Genomic DNA, 17,694 nt, shown 5'->3' on the forward strand with positions numbered 1-17,694 from the left:
AAACGGGAAGGGGGTCGCCGAACGGCGGCCCCTTTTCTTTTGGGCGTAACGAGGGCAAAGTTACCAGGAATTGGTAACACGCTCGCCGGTGAGGTTTCCGTGGGACGCAATACCTCGATCGCGCTCAACGACCATTTTTCGCGCTTCATCGAGCGGCAGGTCGAGGGCGGACGCTACGGTTCGGCCAGTGATGTCGTCCGGGCCGGGCTGCGCCTTCTCGAAGAGCAAGAGGCCAAACTGGAGGGCGTGCGTGCGGCGCTCATCGAAGGCGAAGGCAGCGGTCCCGCCGAGCCGTTCGATGTCGAGGAGTTCCTGCTGAGCAAGCGCAACCAATAGCCGTGAGTTCGGACTACACGATCACGCCACGGGCACGCGGTGATCTCGACGAAATCTGGCGCTATACGGCAGGCCATTGGGACGCCGACCAAGCCGAGACGTACCTACGGCGTCTCGCCACCGCCTTCGGCGACATCGCGAGCGGTCACAGACCTGGGCGAAACGCCAACGATATCCGACTGGGTTATTGGACACTCGTAGTAGGCTCTCACACCGTCTACTACCGGCGGCAAGACGACGGACGTATCCAGATCGTGCGCGTGCTTCACGGGCGCATGGACCCGAGGCGCCATCTCTGACGAGGTCTCGACCCTCAGACCGTATCGCGATGTTCCAATGCCGGTGTCGGCGGCTGGACCACCCCCGACAGCGGCGTGATCCTCAGTGTGGTGATCCGGTTCTTCGCCTTCCGCAGCACCTGGAAGCGGAAGCCGTGGAAGTTGAAGGCCGTGCCCGTGTCGGGAATGGTCCGCGCCTCGTGGATGACGAGGCCGGCGATGGTGGTGGCCTCGTCGTCGGGCAGGTTCCAGTCCATCGCGCGGTTGAGGTCGCGGATCGGTACGCCACCATCGACGTTCACCGAGCCGTCGCCCTGAAGGCGCACGCCGGAGACCGTCACATCGTGCTCGTCGGCGATGTCCCCGACGATCTCCTCCAGGATGTCCTCCAGGGTCACGAGACCCATCACCTCGCCGTACTCGTCCACGACGAGGGCGAAGTGGGTCTTCTTCGAAAGGAACGCCTTGAGCTGCGCCCGCAGGGTCGTCGTGCCGGGCACGAACCATGTTTCCAGCGCCAGTTCCTCGACCTTGAGGCCCGAGGCGTCGCCGCCCGCCGCATCCAGGGCGCGAAGCAGGTCCTTGGCGTGCAGCACGCCGACGATGTTCTCCGGCGTTCCCCGCCAGAGCGGCATGCGGGTGTAGGGCGAGGCCAGCACCGCGCGGACGATGTCCACCGAGGGCATGTCTGCATCGATGGCGCGCATCTTGGTGCGGTGGACCATCACGTCCGAGACGGAGAGGTTCGAGAGGTCGAGGAGGCCGCCGAGCATGTCGCGCTCGGCCCGCTCGACGCCGCCTTCCCTATGGAGCAGCGCCACCTGCCCGCGGATCTCCTCGGCGGCGGTGAGGATCGACTGGTGCTCGCCGATGGTGATGCCGAACGGCTTCAGCATCAGGCGAACCAGTTGCTCGATGGCGAGCGCGGGCGGACCCATCATCGCGACGGCGAAGGCCACGGGCCGCGCGATCAGCAGGGCCATCTTGTCCGGGTTGGAGATGGCGAGCGTCTTCGGCAGCACCTCCGCGAAGACGATGACCAGCACCGACATGCCGACCGTGGCGTAGATCACGCCGCTCTTGCCGAACAGGGCGGTGAGCACGCTCGTCGTGAAGGCCGAGGCGCCGATGGCGACGATGTTGTAGCCGATCAGCATCGCGCCGATGAACCGCTCGCGGATCGCGAGAATGCGGTTGACGATGCTGGCACGGGGATCGCCGCCCTGTTCCAGGGCGTGCATCCGCGCCCGCGAAGCGGCGGTGAAGGCGGTCTCGGCGCCCGCGAAGAAGGCGGAGAGGATCAGCGAGATCAGGACGATGCTCGCGGCGAACCAGAGGTCTGTTTCGGTGTCCATCAGTCAGATCTGACGCGCCGCCCCTGGCGCTAGGAGAGCCATATAACGCTCCCGTGAGCGCGGCGCATGTGTTTCCCGTCAGGGCGTTCCGGTCTTGCGCACCGTCCATGTCGCCCAATAGGCGGGACGTCCGTAGACCTTCGAGCCCTCGTAGCCCCCGGCGCCTGGGGCAAGGCGGTCGACCCAGGTCAGCAGCCCCGACTTGCCGGCATAGATCGCCGGCAGGTCGAGGTTGCCGTGGGCGTCGGTCATCCAGAAATGCGTGCTGCGATCGAATCGGCCCGCGCCGTTGCCACCGGAGCGCAGGCCGAGATAGGCGGGCGAGCGCCCCGCTTCGACCGGATCCGCGTAGAGCGTCAAAGCACCGATCCCGGCGGGGTCGAGGTCGGCGGTGTATTGCAGGCAGATATCGGCCACCGGCCCGCCGGGGGCGTTCGCCGGCCGGTTGCAGGTATAGGACACCGCCCAGCGGGTGGTGCCCTTGGCGCGGGCCACCCGCACGAGGCTGTTCGGCGGCAAGGCCGGGCCGAGGCGCCGCGCGGCAGACCACACCCTGTCGGCGGCGAGGTCGCCGGACGTGCGCAGGTAGAGGCCCATGCGCCGCTGCTCGGGCGGCAGGCCGCAATCCTCGGGCAGCACGTCGGTGTAGAAGTAATGGTAGGTGCGCTCGACGATGCTGATCGAGCCGACGAGTCCCTGCGTCGCGAAGGGCGGGGCCTGGCAGGCCGACATCAGCGGCTTGCCTGCCTCGTCCAGTACCGCCGTCGGCGTCGGAGGATCGGAGCGGCGCTTCTTCTCCTCCTGCGTGACGGGCACCCAGGCGAGCCTGCCGTCGGCGCCGCGGGTTCGGATCTCGAAGGTGGTGAAATCGAGGGTGCGCGCCGCGATCTGCACGCGGCGGAAGGAGGCCGGCATCGCCGCCTCGGAACTCTCGCGATTGCGGCGCCTGCCCCGGCGGCCCGGCGTCTCTTCGGTGGTCTCGGCCCCTGTCGCGGAAGGTTCCTGCCCCAGCAGGAAGACGTAGGAATACTCCTCGCCGGCCCAATCGCGGCCCGCGATGGCGATCGGGTCGCGCGGGCCGATGCCTTCCTGGGTCGGCTCCTCGCCCTTCCGTCGCCGCTCCTCCGGCAGAGCGACGCCGAAGCGTGATTGCGCGGGCGGCAGGATGGTCGCCAGCTGTTCCGGGCTGCGGCCGGTTTGAAGGGCGCCCCCGTCGCGCGGGTCGGTGACCCGGCGCTCCGGGCAATCCTCGCCCCGGCGCGTCTTTCCGAGCGGACTCTGGCCCTGGAAGACAGCCGTGATGCCGGTCTTCGGGAGCCGCAGGAGCTGGATGCCGCGCGCGAAGGCGCAGGGCGAGGGGGCCGCGAGGACTCCCTCCGCCTCGCTGCCGTCGCGGCAGATCTCCAAAGCGCCCCCAGCGGTGAGAAAGCAGGTCGGTGCGCTGCCGTCGTAGCTCGGCCGCGCCTCGGCGGGCGATGTCGCCAACCAGAATAGGCCGGCGCCCGCAAGCAAACTTGCCCAGGCGGGAAGCCGTGCGGCTAGTGTCGCGGGCGGGGCGAAAGGGTCGGTCGTCATCGGCGTTCTGCAAGCCCGTAAGGCGCCGCTTCGTTCCGCCGAACGGTGTGGACCACGCACTCTGCCGCTTTCCCCGAAAAGCCGGAGCGAACCGCCGCGCGCCTCGCCCGTTGTCGCGGCTCAAGGGGCGTGGATGCCCTGCTGTTTCATGCGTCCTCAGGAGACATCGATGGACCTCGCCCCCGACACCGTCGCCGATATCGTCATCCGGCTCCGCGCGATCGAGGTGAAGGAAGGCCCGACCGATCCGGATTCCGGCTCGAACCCCATCGATGACGGCGCCACCGACGTGCTCGTCTCCGGCACCGACGACGCGACCGAATCGGAGGTGCGCGGCATGATCGCCGGCATGGACGACGATTCCCGCGCCGAGCTTCTGGCGCTCCTCTACATTGGCCGTGGCGACATGGAGCCGGAGGAGTGGGACGCCGCCGTGAAGTTCGCCCGCGAACGCGAGGCGGCCGGAGAAGGCGCGGTGAAGGAACTGCTTGGCTCACCCGATGCCGGCGACCTGCTGGAGGAAGGCCTCGACGCCCTCGGCCTCACCCCCGATCTCCCGCAGGCCTGAGGCCGTTCGCGGCATGTCGACACGAGCCGGCCGGGCCGCGCGAAAGGCGCTGCGCGTCGTCGCCCGCCCGGTCCGGCGGGCGCAGGGGCGCGGCGGGCTCGTGGTCGAACCCTACCGGGGCTACGGCTCGGCCGAGGCGATCTTCCTGATCGGCCGGGTGTTCCGCCAATCGCCGGACAGGCCCGGCGAGGATCCCGATTCCCTGCGGGCGCAATGGCGCGACGTCCGCCGCCGCATCTCCCGGCGCATCGTCGCGGATGCCTCGATCCTCGCCCGGTTCGGCGGGGCCGAGACGCGGGTCGTGACGGACAGCGACGGCTATTTCCGGGTGCATCTGCGCCCGCAATCCCTGCCCCCGGTCGAGGGGCCGTGGCACGAGGTCCAGCTCACCCTGGAGGCCGATCCGCCCATCCCGGCAAAGGGCGAGGTCTACATCCCGCCCGTTGGATGCGGTTACGTCGTCGTCAGCGACATCGACGACACGGTGATGCTCACGGGTGTCGCAAACAAGCTGAAGATGCTCTGGCGGCTCTTCGTGGAGGATGCAGAAAGCCGCGTCGCCTTTCCCGGCGTGACGTCGCTCTACCGCGCGCTCCATGTCGGCCCGAGCGGGGGCGAGGGCAACCCGATGCTCTACGTCTCGCGGGCGCCCTGGGGCCTCTACGAGATGCTCACCGAGTTCTTCCGGCGCCACGACATTCCGGCGGGGCCGGTGCTGTTCCTGCGGGAATGGGGCCTGTCCTGGACCCACCCGCTCCCGCGCAAGGCCGAGGACCACAAGCAGGCGCTGATCCGGCATATGCTCGACCTCTACCACGACCGGCCCTTCGTGCTGATCGGCGACAGCGGACAGCACGACCCCGAGGTCTACGCGCAGATCGTGGCCGACAACCCCGGGCGGGTGAAGGCGGTCTATATCCGCAACGTCTCGCGGGATGCCGCGCGGACGGAGGAGGTGGTGCGCCTCGCGGGCGCCGTCGCGGCGACCGGATCGAGTCTCGTGCTGGCCGCCGATAGCGTCGCCATCGCCCGCCACGCGGCCGGGCTCGGGCTCATCGCGCCGGATGCGGTCGCCGCCGTGGCCGACGAGCATGCCGGCAGCGATGCGCCGCCGCCTCGCACCGAAACGGTTCACCTCATCCCGGCTTCCGGCGAAGCCCTGGCTCCCCAGGTCCTCGCGGCGTTCTCGGACGAGGAGAGCGTGCCGACGACCGTTGTCGTCTCTCCGCCCGAGGCATCGTCGCTCACGCGAGTGTGACGGCACCGTTCGGGTGACTCAAGTGTCTTTCCGCTCGTGCGAAACGACCCTGGAGGTGGTCTTGAGACGCTGAACCCACCGCTGAGTTGGACCGGATCACGGAACGTCCGGCCTGTTGTTGCATTGCAGCAATTCGGAGAACGCGCTTCTCCTGGCCGCCGGGATTCCTAGGTTCGCCGCCTTTCCGTGCTGCTCGTTTGAGTTGGAGCCGCCGCATGCAGACCTACACCCTCGCCATCGCCGACGGCGTCCTGTTCGCTTGCCTTCCCGATGGTGGCGATATCGGGGCCGCCATTACCGACGCGACCGCCATGAGCTACGGCGCGGGCCTCGCGCTCGACATCGTGCGCGGCACCGTGCTCACCGACGCCGCCGGCCCCGGCGACGAGATCGTCTGGCGGGAGAGTTCCGACAGCGAGTTGCTGGACGAGGAGGGACGGCGCTACCGCTACGCCGTGCGCCGCCACTCGTAAATTTCCTTTCGGCGACGAGGGCGGGCAGGAGCCAATTACTGTCCGCTATGGTACAAAGGCAGAACATGCCGACCGTCGCCGAAATCCAGATCCCCCTCGCGATCGATACGCCCTACAGCTACGTCGTCCCGCATGGGCTGACCGTGACGGCCGGCGACGTGGTGCAGGTGCCCCTCGGCCCGCGTGAGACGGTCGGGGTGGTGTGGAACGTCGCCGAGAGCGTCGGCGGCTCGAACCTGCGGCCTGTGACCGGCATCCTCGACGTTCCCCGGCTCAACGGCACCCTGCGCGGGCTGGTGGACTGGATCGCCCGCTACACCCTCGCCCCACGGGGCTCGGCGCTCGCGATGGTGCTGCGCCTGCCCGACGAGGCGGCGGGTGCGGAAATCGCCCGCGTCGCGGTGCGCGGTTCCGGCAAGCCCCCGTCCCGGCCGACGCCTGCACGCACGAAGGTGCTCGCCATTGCCGCCGACGGGGAGTTGCGCGGCAAGAGCGCCCTCGCCAAGGAGGCCGGCGTCTCGCTCTCGGTGGTGGATGGGCTCATCGATGACGGGGCGCTGGAGACGCTCGCCATCGCGCCGGAGCCGGTGGCGCCCGAGCCAGACCCGGACCACCCCCGCGTGCCCCTCTCCGAGGCACAGGCCGAGGCGGTGGCGTCGCTCGATGCGATCATCGCGGCGAGCGCGGAGGCCGGCACGGCGAAGCCGGTCCTCCTCGAAGGCGTCACCGGCTCGGGCAAGACGGAGGTCTATTTCGAGGCGGTGGCGAGTTGCGTCCGGGCGGGGCGTCAGGCGCTGATCCTGATGCCGGAAATCGCCCTCACCGCGCAGTTCCTCGACCGGTTCGCGGAACGGTTCGGCGTCCGCCCGGCGGCCTGGCATTCCGGCATCGGCGGACGGCGCCGGGAGCGGCTGCGGGTCGCCGTCGCCTCGGGCGAGGCGAAGGTCGTGGTGGGCGCGCGTTCGGCCCTGTTCCTGCCCTTCGCGCAGCTCGGCCTGATCGTGGTCGATGAGGAGCACGAGGCCGCCTACAAGCAGGAGGACGGCGTCCACTATCACGCCCGCGACATGGCGGTGGTGCGGGGGCGACTCGAAGGCTGCCCGGTGGTGCTCGCCTCGGCGACGCCCTCCATCGAGAGCCGGGTGAACGCGGCGCGGGGGCGCTACGACCACCTCGTCCTGCCCGAACGGTTCGGCGGACGGCGCCTGCCGGACATCGCGGCCATCGACATGCGGCGCGATGCGCCGGCGAAGGGCAGCTTCATCAGCCCTCCCCTCATCAACGCGGTGAAGCACACCCTGGAGCGCGGCGAGCAGGCGCTGCTGTTCCTGAACCGGCGGGGCTATGCCCCGCTCACCCTGTGTCGGGCCTGTGGCCACCGCTACCAGTGCAAGAATTGCTCGACCTGGCTCGTGGAGCATCGATTCCGCCGGGCGCTGGTCTGCCACCAATGCGGCTACACCGAGCGGCGGCCGGAGGCCTGCACGAATTGCGGCGCCTTCGACCACCTGACCCCCTGCGGCCCCGGCGTCGAGCGCATCGCCGAGGAGGCTGCCGGGCTGTTCCCGGACAAGCGCATCATCGTGCTGTCGAGCGACTTCCCCGGCGGCGCAGAGCGGCTGCGCCAGGAACTGGAAGCGGTGGCGGCGGGGGAATGCGACCTCGTGATCGGCACGCAGCTCGTCGCCAAGGGGCACAACTTCCCCGGCCTGACGCTGGTTGGCGTGCTCGATGCCGATATCGGCCTCACCTCCGGCGACCCGCGCGCCGCCGAGCGGACCTTCCAGTTGCTGCAACAGGTGACGGGCCGGGCCGGGCGCGGGGAGAAGCCGGGCCGGGCGCTCGTCCAGACCTACCAGCCGGAGCATCCGGTGATCGCCGCCCTGCTCTCGGGCGATGCGGAGCGGTTCTACGCGGAGGAGATCGCCGCCCGCGAGGCGGCGGGCCTGCCGCCGTTCGGCCGGCTCGCGGCGCTGATCGTCTCCGCCACCGACAAGGCGGTGGCCGAGGCCTACGGGCAGGCGCTGGCCCGCGAGGCGGACCCTCCGGCGGGGGTGATGGTGCTCGGCCCCGCCGAGGCGCCGCTGGCCTTGATCCGGGGGCGCCACCGCTTCCGGCTGCTCGTGAAGACCGAGCGCAACGTCGACATGCAGGCCTACCTGCGGGAGTGGCTGGCCCGCGCCCCGAAGCCGCGTGGCAACCTCAAGGTCACGATCGATGTCGACCCGCAGAGCTTTTTGTAGGAGACAGGGCGCGTCGGCTGCGACGCCGTGGACGGAGAGCGATCAGTGCTGAGCTACACCAAGACGCCCGACTCGAACGTGGCCGAAATCGTGGTCGACGGGAAGATCTCCGACGAGGAGATGAACGCGGCCATCACCGCCATGAAGGCGGACCTCGACAAGGGCGAGCGCATCAAGCTCCTGGAGGATATCCGCAGCTTCCAGGGCATGGAGCCGGCGGCCTTCTTCAAGGATCCGCGCTTCGGCATCTCGATGATGAAGGGCGTTAGCCACGTGGCCCTCGTCACCGATGCGCCGTGGCTGAAGATGATGGCCGAGACCTTCGCGTTCGTCTCGCCCTACAAGATTAAGGTGTTCGAGCGCGAGCGCCTCGCCGAGGCGCGCTCCTGGCTCGCCGCTGCGGCCTGAGGGCTGTTACTCGGCCTGGGCGGTGCGCGTGTCGCCGCGCCGGGCCGTCCAGCGGCCGGAGCAGAGCGAGGATACGGCCCAGGTTCCGGACCCCTGGGTGCCGCCGAGGCGCCCGGTGCCGGTGCCCGAGCCGCCCGCTCCGGCGACCGTGATGCCCACTGTCCCATCCGGCGAGACCCGGCCGCTGACCCTCGCGCCGGTCGCCGAAGCGGGCCGCACCTCGCCGTCGTGGATGGCGACGCTGTAGCTGTAGCGCGCGCTGCACAATCCGCTGTCGGTCACGAGTTCCACCGCCCAGGTGCCATTGTGCCGGTCGGGCCCGGCCGCTGCGGACGCGGTGAAGGCACCGGCGGTCAGGGCAGCGGCGGCGAAGACAGTCGGAACGGTGAAGGTCATCCTGGGAACGGCTCTCTGCAAATACAGCGACGCCGCGGCGCGATTTCGCGTCCGGTCGTCAGCGTTGTTGCGGGATGAGTCGTTGTAAACCAAATTGCGCGGCATGAATATGGCCGCGCCCGACAAATATGTATTATTTCGTAACTGAGCGAAAGCTCGGCGATACGGCCGAGCTTTCGTTACGTTCGCAGCGACAAGAGTTTAGTCGTGCAGCGGTCGCGCTTCTTCCGGCAGCATGATTGGAATACCGTCGCGGATCGGGTAGGCGAGCTTGGCCGAACGGCTGATCAGCTCCTGCCGGGCGGAATCGTATTCCAGCGTGCCCTTGGTCAGGGGGCAGACGAGGATTTCGAGGAGTTTGGGATCGACGCGGGTCGCCTCGACGGGGGCGGTAAGGTCGTTGGCCATGACGGGGTGGAATCCTATTGCATCGTCGGCTCGGGGCCGGAGCCCCGCATCAGTTCCATCTGCGTGACCGCGATCAGGATCTCGGCGCGGGTCTTGAGGTCCGCCGCTTCGAGCATCGCCTGCTTCTCGCGGATCCCGAACGGGCTCATCATGCACAGCGCGTTCACGAGGGCCTCGTTGGGGGCCTCGTCGATCCCCGCCCAATCGACCTTGAGGTCGTTCGACTCGACGAAGTCGCGCAGGGCCTTCAGGACGCCCGGCCGGTCGACCTGTTCCTCGCCCGCCCGCGCCTGGAAGTCCATGGCGAACTCGTCGTAGCTCACCTGGCACAGGCGGTAGCTGTCGGCCGAGGCGACCTCGCTCTCGACCCGGAAGCGGCTGACGCCCGTCAGCGAGATGAGATACCGGCCGTCGCCGGTCTCGGCGTATTGGGTGATGCGCCCAGCGCAGCCCACGCGGAACAGCTTGGGGTGGGCCGAGGCCGTGCCGTCCGGATCGGGCTGGATCATGCCGATCAGCCGATCACCGCGCAGGGCGTCGTCCACCATCTTGAGATAGCGCGGCTCGAAGATGTTGAGCGGCATCTGTCCCCTCGGCAGCAACAGGGCGCCGGGCAACGGAAACACCGGAATGACGGCGGGGCAGTCCGCCGCACGGTGGAAGCCGGAATGCGTGCTCATCGCACCTCCTCTGGCGCGTTCTCCCGGCCCGGCTTCCGGACGCGCCTTCATCGTCCGGGATGGGGCCGGCGCGCTACGAGAACAGCAGCGCCGAGAGTTTGCGCCGACCGCGGATCGTATCGGGGTCCATGACCCCCCAGGCCTCGAAGAACTGAAGCAGCTGCTTGCGCGCCGCGTCGTCGTTCCAGGTCTTGTCGCGCTTGCGGATCTCGATCAGGTGATCGACCGCCTGCTCGCGCTGGTTGCGCCCCGCGAGGCCCAGCGCGAGATCGTACCGCGCCTGATGGTCGTCGGGGTTGGCTTCGACGGCCTTCTGGAACCCCGCCAGATCGCCGAGGGAGGCGGCCTGCTCCGCGAGTTCCAGGGCGGCGCGGATGCCGGCCAGGGCCGGATCGTTCGCCTTTTCCTCCGGCACCATGGCGAGCACACGCTTGGCGTTCTCGATCTCCCCGGCGTCGAGCTGCAGCTTGGCGAAGCCGGCCAGCGCCGTGAGGTTGTCGGGCTCCTGTTCGAGCACCGCCGCGTAGATTTCCGAGGCGCCCGCGAGGTCGCCGGTTTCCACGAGGGAGGCCGCCTCTTCCAGGGCCGCCTCGATCGGCGACGGGCCACCGGAGCCGGCGAGCCGGTCGATCAATTCCTTGATCTGACCCTCGGGCACGGCACCCATGAAGCCGTCCACCGGACGGCCCTTGTCGAACGCGATCACCGCCGGGATCGACTGGATGCCGAGCTGCCCCGCGATGGAGGGGTGCTCATCGATGTTCATCTTGGCCAGCACGACCTTGCCGCCCGCGGCCTGGACGACCTTCTCCAGAACGGGGGTCAGCTGCTTGCACGGCCCGCACCAGGGCGCCCAGAAATCCACCAGAACCGGGCGGTCCATGGATTCGGCGATGACGTCCTGCCGGAAGGAGGCAGTCGTGGTGTCCTTGATCAGGTCGGCGGAAGCGCCGCCGGCGCTGAGGTCGTTGAGCATCGATCTGGCTTCGGAACTTTTCCCGTGATCGCCGGTAGATGGGGCTTCGGGCCGCCTCTGACCAGTCCGCCGCGCCGATGCTTCGCGGTTGTCCACCCCCGCGTCGGCCTCGCTCAGCGAGATGGCGCACCCGACGCCGCCTTCGCGGCGGTCACGAACGTCCCTGAATAGACCCGCCCATCCGCCGTCTTGGCCTCGCAGGCGATGGAGGTGCGGCCGGGCTCCGGCGTCGAGAACCGGCAGGCGCCGATGGCGAGGACCGGCGCGCCGACCTCGCTGCCGGTCTTGCTCTCCGAGACGACGTTGATCGGCTGGAGCGGGTCGGTCTCCTCCGTCGCCTCCTGCTGGGCGCCGTTGCCGGAGAAGCTGATCACCTGCCCGTCCTTCGTCATGAAGTCGAAGGTGGTGCGGTTGCGGCTCACGGCGTTGGTCAGGATCGGGGAGCATTGGGCGCTCACGTCGCGGCCCGCCACCACAAGCGATTCGCAGGCCCCTTCCAGCTTGAAGGCGGTCTGGGCGGCGGCGCCGTGGATGCCGAACCCCGTGAGAGCGGCACAGGCGAGGGTGAAACGGAGTGTGGCCGTCATGGCGTTTTCGTGTTCCTCCCGCAGGGTCATCGCCCTTTGCCCTGACTTAGGCGCGCGAATGCCGGCGTCGAGGGAACGTACGGTTTCGACCCGTCTGGCGCAGACCAGACTTGCGGCGAACCCTCTGTTGCAGCGCAGCAAAACACGGCATCGTGTTCGGGCTGACGGGTGCTCGGGCGCCCTCGCCCTGATACTTTACTGCTCGAGGAGTATTGCGATGATCCCCGCGCTGGCGCCCGTCGCGGAGGCGGCCCTATTCACGCTCGGATGCATGGCGATCCACGCGCTGCGGCGGCATGCGGACACGGTCACGGCCACCCTCGCCTGCTTCGCCACCATTCTCGTGCTTCTGCTCGGCATCGCCTACGCGCCGGCGTCGGTCAGCCAGTACCAGCCCGGCGATTTCGCGATGATCGACCCGGCCATCTACTGAGCCGGCAGCGGCCTCGGCGGCGCCCCGCGCCGTGCGGCCGTGGCCACGTCGTAATCGTCCGAAGGCACCCGCGCCAGGAATCGCTCGGCCAGTTCATAGAGCAGAATATCCGGCTTCACCGCCTCGATGTAGCGCCAGTCCAGGCTGGACGACCAGACGAAGTGCACCTCACGGAAGCTTTCGGCCAGTAAGCCCGTGAGCATGAATGGCGCGAAATGCGCGCAAGAATCACCGAACAGCACCAGCCGGCGCGGATCGGCGGTTTCCGCTGCATTGCGATAGACGACATGCGCGCCGGTATGCAGTTCGGTCGCCCGCCCGGCCGCTTCGTAGGCGGCGAGCAGCGGGCCGGTCTCGACGCGGGCGGCGTCGCGCAGGATCGCCATGCGCTCCACCGCCTCGACCGGCGGCTCGGCGAGCTTGGCGCCCAGATCCATCACCTCGGGGCAGTCGATCCGAAGCCGCGCCGCGATGTCGGCCGGTGGGGTCGCGCTCAGGGCGCGCATGATCGCGCGGTAGACGAGCAGGCATCCTTCCAGCGACCAATGGGTGTCGGTGCGCAGGTAGAGCGGCACGTTGCCGTCGCGTGCCGCGCGCAGCGGCGCCAGCAGGTCGAGATAGGCGTGGCTGTGGCCGAGCCGGCGGGCCAGCTGCCGCGTCGAGGCGTTGCCGGGGGCGTAGCGCAGCCCGTCGGTCTTGTTGTCGTAGACCGAGAGCTTCTCCGGCACGAAGACGTGCAGGCAGCGGATGCCGAGTCGCTCCGCCCGTGCGGCGCGGGCCGCGATCAGCCGGGTCCAGCGGCGCAGCAGCCACCATTGCGCCAGGGGGCCGCGATAGCGGTCCATGACGCGGTTGTGGCCGCCGATGAGGAAGAGCCAGCCGTCGCGGCCGGTATGCACGTGGGTCCTGTCGGTCTCGGCCATCGCGGGGAGCTTTAGCCGCACGCCTCGGCGGCGGGAAGGCGGACCCCGCCCGGCGGTTGCGGCGTTCGCACGGAATGGACATGGCCGTTGCATCTCCCCCCGCCGAGGCGCGCGGCCTCCGCGCGCCGCGCCTGTGGCGCCCGCGCCGGGTCTTGGTGACGCCAGCGGCCCTCGACCATGCCCATGGGCGGGCGATGGTGGCGCGGATCGAGCAGCAGGGCCTTCCGGTGGAACGGCTGGCGGCCAACCGCCTGAGCCTGCCGCGCCAGGCCGATCCGCGCCGCGCCTACACCGAGGCCAAGGCGACGCTGGCGATCACCGTCGCGCCGCCGACCAAGCTGAGATTGCAGCCGATCCCGCCTTCGGCCGATTGGCGGTTCGACCTTGCCGAGGGCTGCCCGGCCCATTGCCAATATTGCTACCTCGCCGGGTCGCTCTCAGGCCCGCCGGTGACGCGGGCCTATGCGAATCTCGGCGACATCCTCGGCAACCTCGAATCCTATCTCGGGCGCGGGAACGTCACCTCGGCCTCCGCCGCCCGGGCGGCCGAGGGCACGACCTTCGAGGCCTCCTGCTACACCGATCCGCTGGGCATCGAGCACCTGACGGGCTCGCTCTCGGCGGCCATCGCCCGGTTCGGCGCCTGGGACGCACCGGTCCAATTGCGCTTCACGACGAAGTTCGCCGCCGTCGCACCCCTGCTCGACCTCGACCATGGGCGGCGGACGCGCATCCGCTTCTCGGTGAACGCGCGCGGCGCGGCCCGTTACGAGGGCGGAACCGATCCCCTCGATGCCCGCCTCGACGCCCTCCGGCAGGTCGCGATGGCGGGATATCCGGTGGGGCTCACCATCGCGCCGATCCTGCCGATCCCCGACTGGCAGGAGGCCTATGCCGGGCTGATCCACGACGCGGCCGACGCCCTGTCCGGCGTTCCCGATCTCGATCTCACCGCGGAACTGATCACGCACCGCTTCACACCCGGCTCGAAGGAGGTGCTGCGGGGCTGGTATCCCGGTTCCGACTTGCCCCTCGACGAGGCCGAGCGCTCGCGCAAGCTCACCAAATTCGGCTCGGCGAAGTACGTCCTGCCGAAGCCGCAGATGGACGCGATGCGTGCCGCGATCACCGGGGAGATCGCCCGTGCCCTGCCCGGCGCGCGGGTGCTCTACTGGACCTGAGCATCCGGCGCGCCATGTCGCGACCGATGCAAGAGCCGGCCCCCCTCATCCTCACCCTCGCCTTCGACGAGGACACCTTCGCGCGATTCGACGGGGAGCGCCGTCGCCACTTCCCGGAGAAGCTGAATCAAATCCCCGCCCATTCGACCCTGTTCCACCATCTGCCGGGGGACAGGGAGCGAGGCGTGCTGGAGGCGATCACCGCCCTCGCCCGCACCCTCCCGCCGCCCGAAGTGGCGGTGACGGGCGTGCGCTTCACCGGACGGGGCGTCGCCTACGTGCTGCATTCGGAACCGCTCGACACGTTCCGGGGCCGGCTCGCCCGCGAGTTCGCGCCGTGGCTCACGGCGCAGGACCGCCAGGGCTGGCGCCCCCATGTCACCGTGCAGAACAAGGTCTCGCCCGAAACCGCCCGCGCCCTCCACGCCTCGCTTCAGGACGGCTTCGCGCCGTTCCGCTTCACGGCCCCGGCGGTGATGCTGTGGCGCTACCTGGGCGGTCCGTGGGACCGGGTGGCGCGTATCCCGTTCGGGGAGAACGCGTGATCCCTCGTCCGGCTGATCGTTTCATCGTCATTGCGAGCGTCAGCGAAGCAATCCAGCCGGCACACTCCTCTTCGGAGATGGCGCGCTCTGGATTGCTTCGGCTCCGCCTCGCAAAGACGGGGGCGGATCGTGCTCTTCAGCCATCGATTTCAGGACCTGAGGAAGCCGCAATCGTCCCGAAATGTGACGCTGAGTCCGTGGACGCTGGGTCTGCAAGGCGGCGTTGTCCGCCCATGGTGGACTACAGGATCGTCCTGGCCGAGAACCTGAGGGCCGCACGGAAGGCTTGCGACCTGTCGCAGGAGGCGTTGGCGCTCGTGGCGGGGATCGACCGGACCTATGTGTCCGGTATCGAGCGCGGCCGGCGGAACCCTTCCCTCATGACGATCGTCAAGCTGGCCGAACATGTGAAGACGACGCCGGCCGCACTCCTCGCCCCCGTGGAGCGCTCACGCGGCGTGTGACGTGAGGAACGGCCCTTGACCCCTTCGACCCGCTGGGCCCGCAACCCGATCACCGGACGGGCCACGGCCGTCTGGTTCTGGCTACGCCTCAACGAGGTCGGGCCGCTCGTGGCGCTGCTCTGCCTCAGCACCCTCGGCTACGGCTTCTTCGCCCTTGCGCATGAGGTCGGCGAGGGGTCCACGGAAGCCCTCGACCGCCGCATCCTGCTGGCCCTGCGCAACCCCGCCGACCTGTCCGATCCCATCGGCCCGCGCTGGGTCGAGGAGACCATGCGCGACATCACCGGGCTTGGCAGCGTGTTCACGGTGGTGTTCGTCACCGCCGCCGTGGCGGCCTACCTCGCGTTGTCGAACCGGAAGAGGATCGCCCTCTACGTCCTGGGAGCGGTGGGCGGCGGCGAATTGGTCTCGACGGTGCTGAAACTGTTCTACCACCGGCCCAGGCCCGATCTCGTTCCGCACGGGATGGAGGTCTTCACCGCGAGCTTTCCAAGCGGCCACGCGATGATGTCAGCCATCGCCTACCTCACCTTGGCGATCCTGTTGGCGCGTGTGGATCGCAACCGCCAGGTGAAAGCTCTCGTGATGGGCATCGGCGTGAGCGTGACGCTGCTCGTCGGCATCAGCCGCATCTATCTCGGCGTTCACTGGCCGAGCGATGTGGTGGCCGGATGGTGTGTCGGCGCCGCCTGGGCCTCGCTCTGCTGGTTCATCGCCCTGCAATTGCAGCAGCGCGGCGAGGTCGAAGTGAACGATCCGCCCACCGGCCCGCCGACGCGTTAATCATGACCTCACGTTGTCCGGCCGGACACGCAGCCAGACGGTGAAGAAACCGTTACCACTGCTCACGGACTCGTGAGGAGCGGATGGTTGTGCTGGAACGGAGAGACGATACCCGCCGTCGGGTCCTGCTCGGCGGCATGGTCGAAACGGCCGCCTACCTGCCTGAGCTGCCCTGCACCGTGCGCGATGTCTCGCTGACCGGCGCACGGCTCCGCCTCGCCAGGGGCGCGATCCTGCCCGAGCGCGTGATCCTGCGCGTCCCGATCCGGGGCGAATGCCGGCTCGGCCGCGTCGTGTGGCGGGACGGCGAGATGGTTGGTCTCCGCTTCGAGGCGGATGACCCCGCCATGGAGGCCCGGACGGTGTTAAAGGAACGGGATGCCGAGATCGCCCGATTGCGGGCGGCTTTGGTCGCAGGGCCGGGCGACGCGATGCACTGAGGGCATCCGTCGCGGGCCGGAACCCCGTCTCGCCGCACCGGGTTCCCGAAGCCCGATTCGATGAGCGGAGCCCCATGGCGGACGAAGAACGCTTCTCCCGGCGCAGCCTCCTCGCGGCAGGGGGCGCGCTGGCTGGCGCTGCCCTCGGCGGCACGGGCGCCCATGCGGCGACCCCTGGACCCTCCGTCCCGGCCGATACCGGCGCGGTCCAGGGCAGCCGCGTCCTCTTCCCGAACTGGCGTGGTCCCGGAGACCCGACCCCTGCCCCGAGCCCGGCGCCGCAGCCGCCGGAGCAACGCGTCGGCTATTGCATCGTCGGCCTCGGCCGCCTCAGCCTTGACGAGATCCTCCCCGCCTTCGGCGAAGCCAAGCGGTCGCGCCTCGTGGCGCTGATGTCCGGGAGCCCGGACAAGGCGAAGCTCGTCGCCCGCCAGCACGGCCTGCCCGACGACGCGGTCTATGGCTACGACGAGTGGGACCGGCTCAAGCAGAACAAGCAGGTTCAGGCGGTCTATGTGGCGACGCCGAACGCCGTGCATCGCGACAACGTCGTGGCGGCGTCCGGCGCGGGCAAGCACGTGCTCTGCGAGAAGCCCATGGCGGTCTCGTCCCCGGAATGCCGGGAGATGATCGACGCCTGCGCCAAGGGCGGCGTGAAGCTGATGATCGCATATCGCTGCCAGTACGAGCCGTTCAACCGGGCGCTCACGAAGGCCGTGCGCGGCGGGAGCCTCGGCAAGGCGCGGCTGATCCAGGCCTTCAACGGGCAGACCACGGGCCTGCCGGAGCAATGGCGGCTGAAGAAGGCCCTCTCGGGGGGCGGCTCGCTCCCGGATATCGGCCTCTATTGCCTCAACGGCACGCGGGCGCTCCTCGGGGAGGAGCCCGAGTCGGTCCAGGCCATCGCCTATTCCCCGCCCGACGACCCGAAGTTCAAGGAGGTCGAGGAGACGATCACCTTCACCCTTCGCTTCCCCTCCGGCACCATCGCCCAGTGCATCGCGAGCTATGGCGTACACGAGTCGCGCTCGTTGACGGTCCATAGCCAACTGGGCGCCTTCGATCTCCAGAACGCCTTCGCCTATCGCGGGCAGCGGCTGTTCGTCGGCCGGTCGGAGGGCAAGAGCGCCGCACGGGACGAGAAGCTCCTGACCCCGAAGAACCAGTTCGCCCTGGAGATCGATCACTTCTCCCGCTGCATCCAGGAGAACCTGAAGCCGCACACGCCCGGCGAGGAGGGGCTTCAGGACCAGATCCTGATGGAGGCGATCTACGAATCGGCCCGCACCGGTGCCCCGGTGAAGACCGGCCCCCTCCCCGGCACCGGCAGCGGCCTCGACGCCACGCGCGGGCCGGAGCCGGAGGACGCGGCCTGAGCGAAGCG

General features: G+C 69.3%; 20 protein-coding genes and 1 pseudogene. 13 read left to right on the forward strand and 8 right to left on the reverse strand.

The genetic code is table 11. The annotated features are described in order from the left end of the window. Positions 1–99: 99 nt before the first annotated feature. Together ACS5Q7_RS10230 and ACS5Q7_RS10235 are read left to right on the forward strand one after the other, a co-directional pair. The gene (locus tag ACS5Q7_RS10230; protein WP_478339205.1) at positions 100–336 is read left to right on the forward strand and encodes a type II toxin-antitoxin system ParD family antitoxin; all 237 of its coding nucleotides are present in this window, start codon (positions 100–102) and stop codon (positions 334–336) included. 2 nt (positions 337–338) lie between these two features. Next, positions 339–635 carry a type II toxin-antitoxin system RelE/ParE family toxin gene (locus tag ACS5Q7_RS10235; RefSeq protein ID WP_478339206.1) on the forward strand — a complete coding sequence of 99 codons (297 nt, stop codon included), beginning with the start codon at positions 339–341 and terminating at the stop codon, positions 633–635. A 14-nt stretch (positions 636–649) separates the two neighbouring features. On the opposite strand, the gene ACS5Q7_RS10240 is transcribed toward ACS5Q7_RS10235, so the two are convergent. Together ACS5Q7_RS10240 and ACS5Q7_RS10245 are read right to left on the reverse strand one after the other, a co-directional pair. Further along, positions 650–1,969, reverse strand: coding sequence for an HlyC/CorC family transporter (locus tag ACS5Q7_RS10240; protein ID WP_478339207.1), 1,320 nt, complete (start codon positions 1,967–1,969; stop codon positions 650–652). A gap of 78 nt (positions 1,970–2,047) precedes the next feature. After that, on the reverse strand, positions 2,048–3,454 hold the full coding sequence (locus ACS5Q7_RS10245) for a hypothetical protein (RefSeq protein ID WP_478339208.1): 1,407 nt from the start codon (positions 3,452–3,454) through the stop codon (positions 2,048–2,050). A 259-nt stretch (positions 3,455–3,713) separates the two neighbouring features. Here ACS5Q7_RS10245 and ACS5Q7_RS10250 point away from each other — a divergent pair, with 259 nt between their 5' ends. The 4 genes and pseudogenes from ACS5Q7_RS10250 to ACS5Q7_RS10265 all read left to right on the forward strand — a co-directional run bounded on the left by ACS5Q7_RS10250 (position 3,714) and on the right by ACS5Q7_RS10265 (position 8,494). Beyond that, positions 3,714–4,112 (forward strand): DUF3775 domain-containing protein, encoded by a 399-nt coding sequence (locus ACS5Q7_RS10250; protein WP_463849843.1) that lies wholly within the window; start codon positions 3,714–3,716, stop codon positions 4,110–4,112. Between the two features lie 13 nt (positions 4,113–4,125). After that, positions 4,126–5,370, forward strand: coding sequence for an App1 family protein (locus ACS5Q7_RS10255; RefSeq protein ID WP_478339209.1), 1,245 nt, complete (start codon positions 4,126–4,128; stop codon positions 5,368–5,370). Positions 5,371–5,704: 334 nt separating this feature from the next. Then, a pseudogene (locus ACS5Q7_RS10260) lies at positions 5,705–8,086 on the forward strand (primosomal protein N'); the annotation flags it as partial. A gap of 45 nt (positions 8,087–8,131) precedes the next feature. Continuing rightward, positions 8,132–8,494, forward strand: coding sequence for a SpoIIAA family protein (locus tag ACS5Q7_RS10265; protein WP_478339210.1), 363 nt, complete (start codon positions 8,132–8,134; stop codon positions 8,492–8,494). Between the two features lie 6 nt (positions 8,495–8,500). Here ACS5Q7_RS10265 and ACS5Q7_RS10270 read toward each other — a convergent pair whose 3' ends face one another. The 5 genes from ACS5Q7_RS10270 to ACS5Q7_RS10290 all read right to left on the reverse strand — a co-directional run bounded on the left by ACS5Q7_RS10270 (position 8,501) and on the right by ACS5Q7_RS10290 (position 11,541). Then, entirely contained in the window at positions 8,501–8,890 is a 390-nt protein-coding gene (locus ACS5Q7_RS10270) for a hypothetical protein (protein WP_478339211.1), read from the reverse strand. Positions 8,891–9,091: 201 nt separating this feature from the next. After that, positions 9,092–9,298, reverse strand: a complete 207-nt coding sequence (locus tag ACS5Q7_RS10275; RefSeq protein ID WP_478339212.1) for a Trm112 family protein — start codon at positions 9,296–9,298, stop codon at positions 9,092–9,094. 14 nt (positions 9,299–9,312) lie between these two features. After that, positions 9,313–9,978, reverse strand: coding sequence for an LON peptidase substrate-binding domain-containing protein (locus ACS5Q7_RS10280; protein ID WP_478339213.1), 666 nt, complete (start codon positions 9,976–9,978; stop codon positions 9,313–9,315). 73 nt (positions 9,979–10,051) lie between these two features. After that, positions 10,052–10,954, reverse strand: coding sequence for a thioredoxin (gene trxA / locus ACS5Q7_RS10285; protein ID WP_478339214.1), 903 nt, complete (start codon positions 10,952–10,954; stop codon positions 10,052–10,054). Positions 10,955–11,067: 113 nt separating this feature from the next. Then, on the reverse strand, positions 11,068–11,541 hold the full coding sequence (locus ACS5Q7_RS10290) for a hypothetical protein (protein ID WP_478339215.1): 474 nt from the start codon (positions 11,539–11,541) through the stop codon (positions 11,068–11,070). 217 nt (positions 11,542–11,758) lie between these two features. On the opposite strand from ACS5Q7_RS10290, the gene ACS5Q7_RS10295 reads away from it, so the two are divergent. Continuing rightward, positions 11,759–11,974, forward strand: a complete 216-nt coding sequence (locus ACS5Q7_RS10295; protein WP_478339216.1) for a hypothetical protein — start codon at positions 11,759–11,761, stop codon at positions 11,972–11,974. Here ACS5Q7_RS10295 and ACS5Q7_RS10300 read toward each other — a convergent pair. Beyond that, a complete protein-coding gene (locus ACS5Q7_RS10300) occupies positions 11,968–12,897 on the reverse strand; it encodes an alginate O-acetyltransferase AlgX-related protein (protein WP_478339217.1) in 930 nt (309 codons plus the stop codon). The two genes, ACS5Q7_RS10295 and ACS5Q7_RS10300, sit on opposite strands and share 7 nt — an antisense overlap. A gap of 80 nt (positions 12,898–12,977) precedes the next feature. Here ACS5Q7_RS10300 and ACS5Q7_RS10305 point away from each other — a divergent pair, with 80 nt between their 5' ends. The 6 genes from ACS5Q7_RS10305 to ACS5Q7_RS10330 all read left to right on the forward strand — a co-directional run bounded on the left by ACS5Q7_RS10305 (position 12,978) and on the right by ACS5Q7_RS10330 (position 17,686). Next, positions 12,978–14,078, forward strand: a complete 1,101-nt coding sequence (locus tag ACS5Q7_RS10305; RefSeq protein ID WP_478339218.1) for an SPL family radical SAM protein — start codon at positions 12,978–12,980, stop codon at positions 14,076–14,078. A gap of 26 nt (positions 14,079–14,104) precedes the next feature. Beyond that, on the forward strand, positions 14,105–14,623 hold the full coding sequence (locus ACS5Q7_RS10310) for a 2'-5' RNA ligase family protein (RefSeq protein WP_478339219.1): 519 nt from the start codon (positions 14,105–14,107) through the stop codon (positions 14,621–14,623). Positions 14,624–14,856: 233 nt separating this feature from the next. Then, entirely contained in the window at positions 14,857–15,087 is a 231-nt protein-coding gene (locus ACS5Q7_RS10315; RefSeq protein ID WP_478339220.1) for a helix-turn-helix domain-containing protein, read from the forward strand. A 15-nt stretch (positions 15,088–15,102) separates the two neighbouring features. Continuing rightward, complete coding sequence (locus ACS5Q7_RS10320) at positions 15,103–15,870, forward strand: phosphatase PAP2 family protein (protein ID WP_478339221.1); 768 nt, start codon at positions 15,103–15,105, stop codon at positions 15,868–15,870. 89 nt (positions 15,871–15,959) lie between these two features. Beyond that, the gene (locus ACS5Q7_RS10325; protein ID WP_478339222.1) at positions 15,960–16,310 is read left to right on the forward strand and encodes a PilZ domain-containing protein; all 351 of its coding nucleotides are present in this window, start codon (positions 15,960–15,962) and stop codon (positions 16,308–16,310) included. Between the two features lie 74 nt (positions 16,311–16,384). Then, on the forward strand, positions 16,385–17,686 hold the full coding sequence (locus ACS5Q7_RS10330; protein ID WP_478339223.1) for a Gfo/Idh/MocA family protein: 1,302 nt from the start codon (positions 16,385–16,387) through the stop codon (positions 17,684–17,686). Positions 17,687–17,694 lie beyond the last annotated feature (8 nt).

Source organism: Methylobacterium sp. Gmos3, assembly GCF_056430985.1.

Bases quoted from the DNA above. Each gene is read 5' to 3' on its own strand.
- ACS5Q7_RS10295 (WP_478339216.1), top strand. From the start codon at position 11,759: ATGATCCCCGCGCTGGCGCCCGTCGCGGAGGCGGCCCTATTCACGCTC.
- trxA (WP_478339214.1), bottom strand. From the start codon at position 10,954: ATGCTCAACGACCTCAGCGCCGGCGGCGCTTCCGCCGACCTGATCAAG.
- ACS5Q7_RS10305 (WP_478339218.1), top strand. From the start codon at position 12,978: ATGGCCGTTGCATCTCCCCCCGCCGAGGCGCGCGGCCTCCGCGCGCCG.
- ACS5Q7_RS10250 (WP_463849843.1), top strand. From the start codon at position 3,714: ATGGACCTCGCCCCCGACACCGTCGCCGATATCGTCATCCGGCTCCGC.
- ACS5Q7_RS10290 (WP_478339215.1), bottom strand. From the start codon at position 11,541: ATGACGGCCACACTCCGTTTCACCCTCGCCTGTGCCGCTCTCACGGGG.
- ACS5Q7_RS10280 (WP_478339213.1), bottom strand. From the start codon at position 9,978: ATGAGCACGCATTCCGGCTTCCACCGTGCGGCGGACTGCCCCGCCGTC.
- ACS5Q7_RS10330 (WP_478339223.1), top strand. From the start codon at position 16,385: ATGGCGGACGAAGAACGCTTCTCCCGGCGCAGCCTCCTCGCGGCAGGG.
- ACS5Q7_RS10310 (WP_478339219.1), top strand. From the start codon at position 14,105: ATGCAAGAGCCGGCCCCCCTCATCCTCACCCTCGCCTTCGACGAGGAC.
- ACS5Q7_RS10240 (WP_478339207.1), bottom strand. From the start codon at position 1,969: ATGGACACCGAAACAGACCTCTGGTTCGCCGCGAGCATCGTCCTGATC.
- ACS5Q7_RS10255 (WP_478339209.1), top strand. From the start codon at position 4,126: ATGTCGACACGAGCCGGCCGGGCCGCGCGAAAGGCGCTGCGCGTCGTC.
- ACS5Q7_RS10275 (WP_478339212.1), bottom strand. From the start codon at position 9,298: ATGGCCAACGACCTTACCGCCCCCGTCGAGGCGACCCGCGTCGATCCC.
- ACS5Q7_RS10300 (WP_478339217.1), bottom strand. From the start codon at position 12,897: ATGGCCGAGACCGACAGGACCCACGTGCATACCGGCCGCGACGGCTGG.
- ACS5Q7_RS10315 (WP_478339220.1), top strand. From the start codon at position 14,857: ATGGTGGACTACAGGATCGTCCTGGCCGAGAACCTGAGGGCCGCACGG.
- ACS5Q7_RS10270 (WP_478339211.1), bottom strand. From the start codon at position 8,890: ATGACCTTCACCGTTCCGACTGTCTTCGCCGCCGCTGCCCTGACCGCC.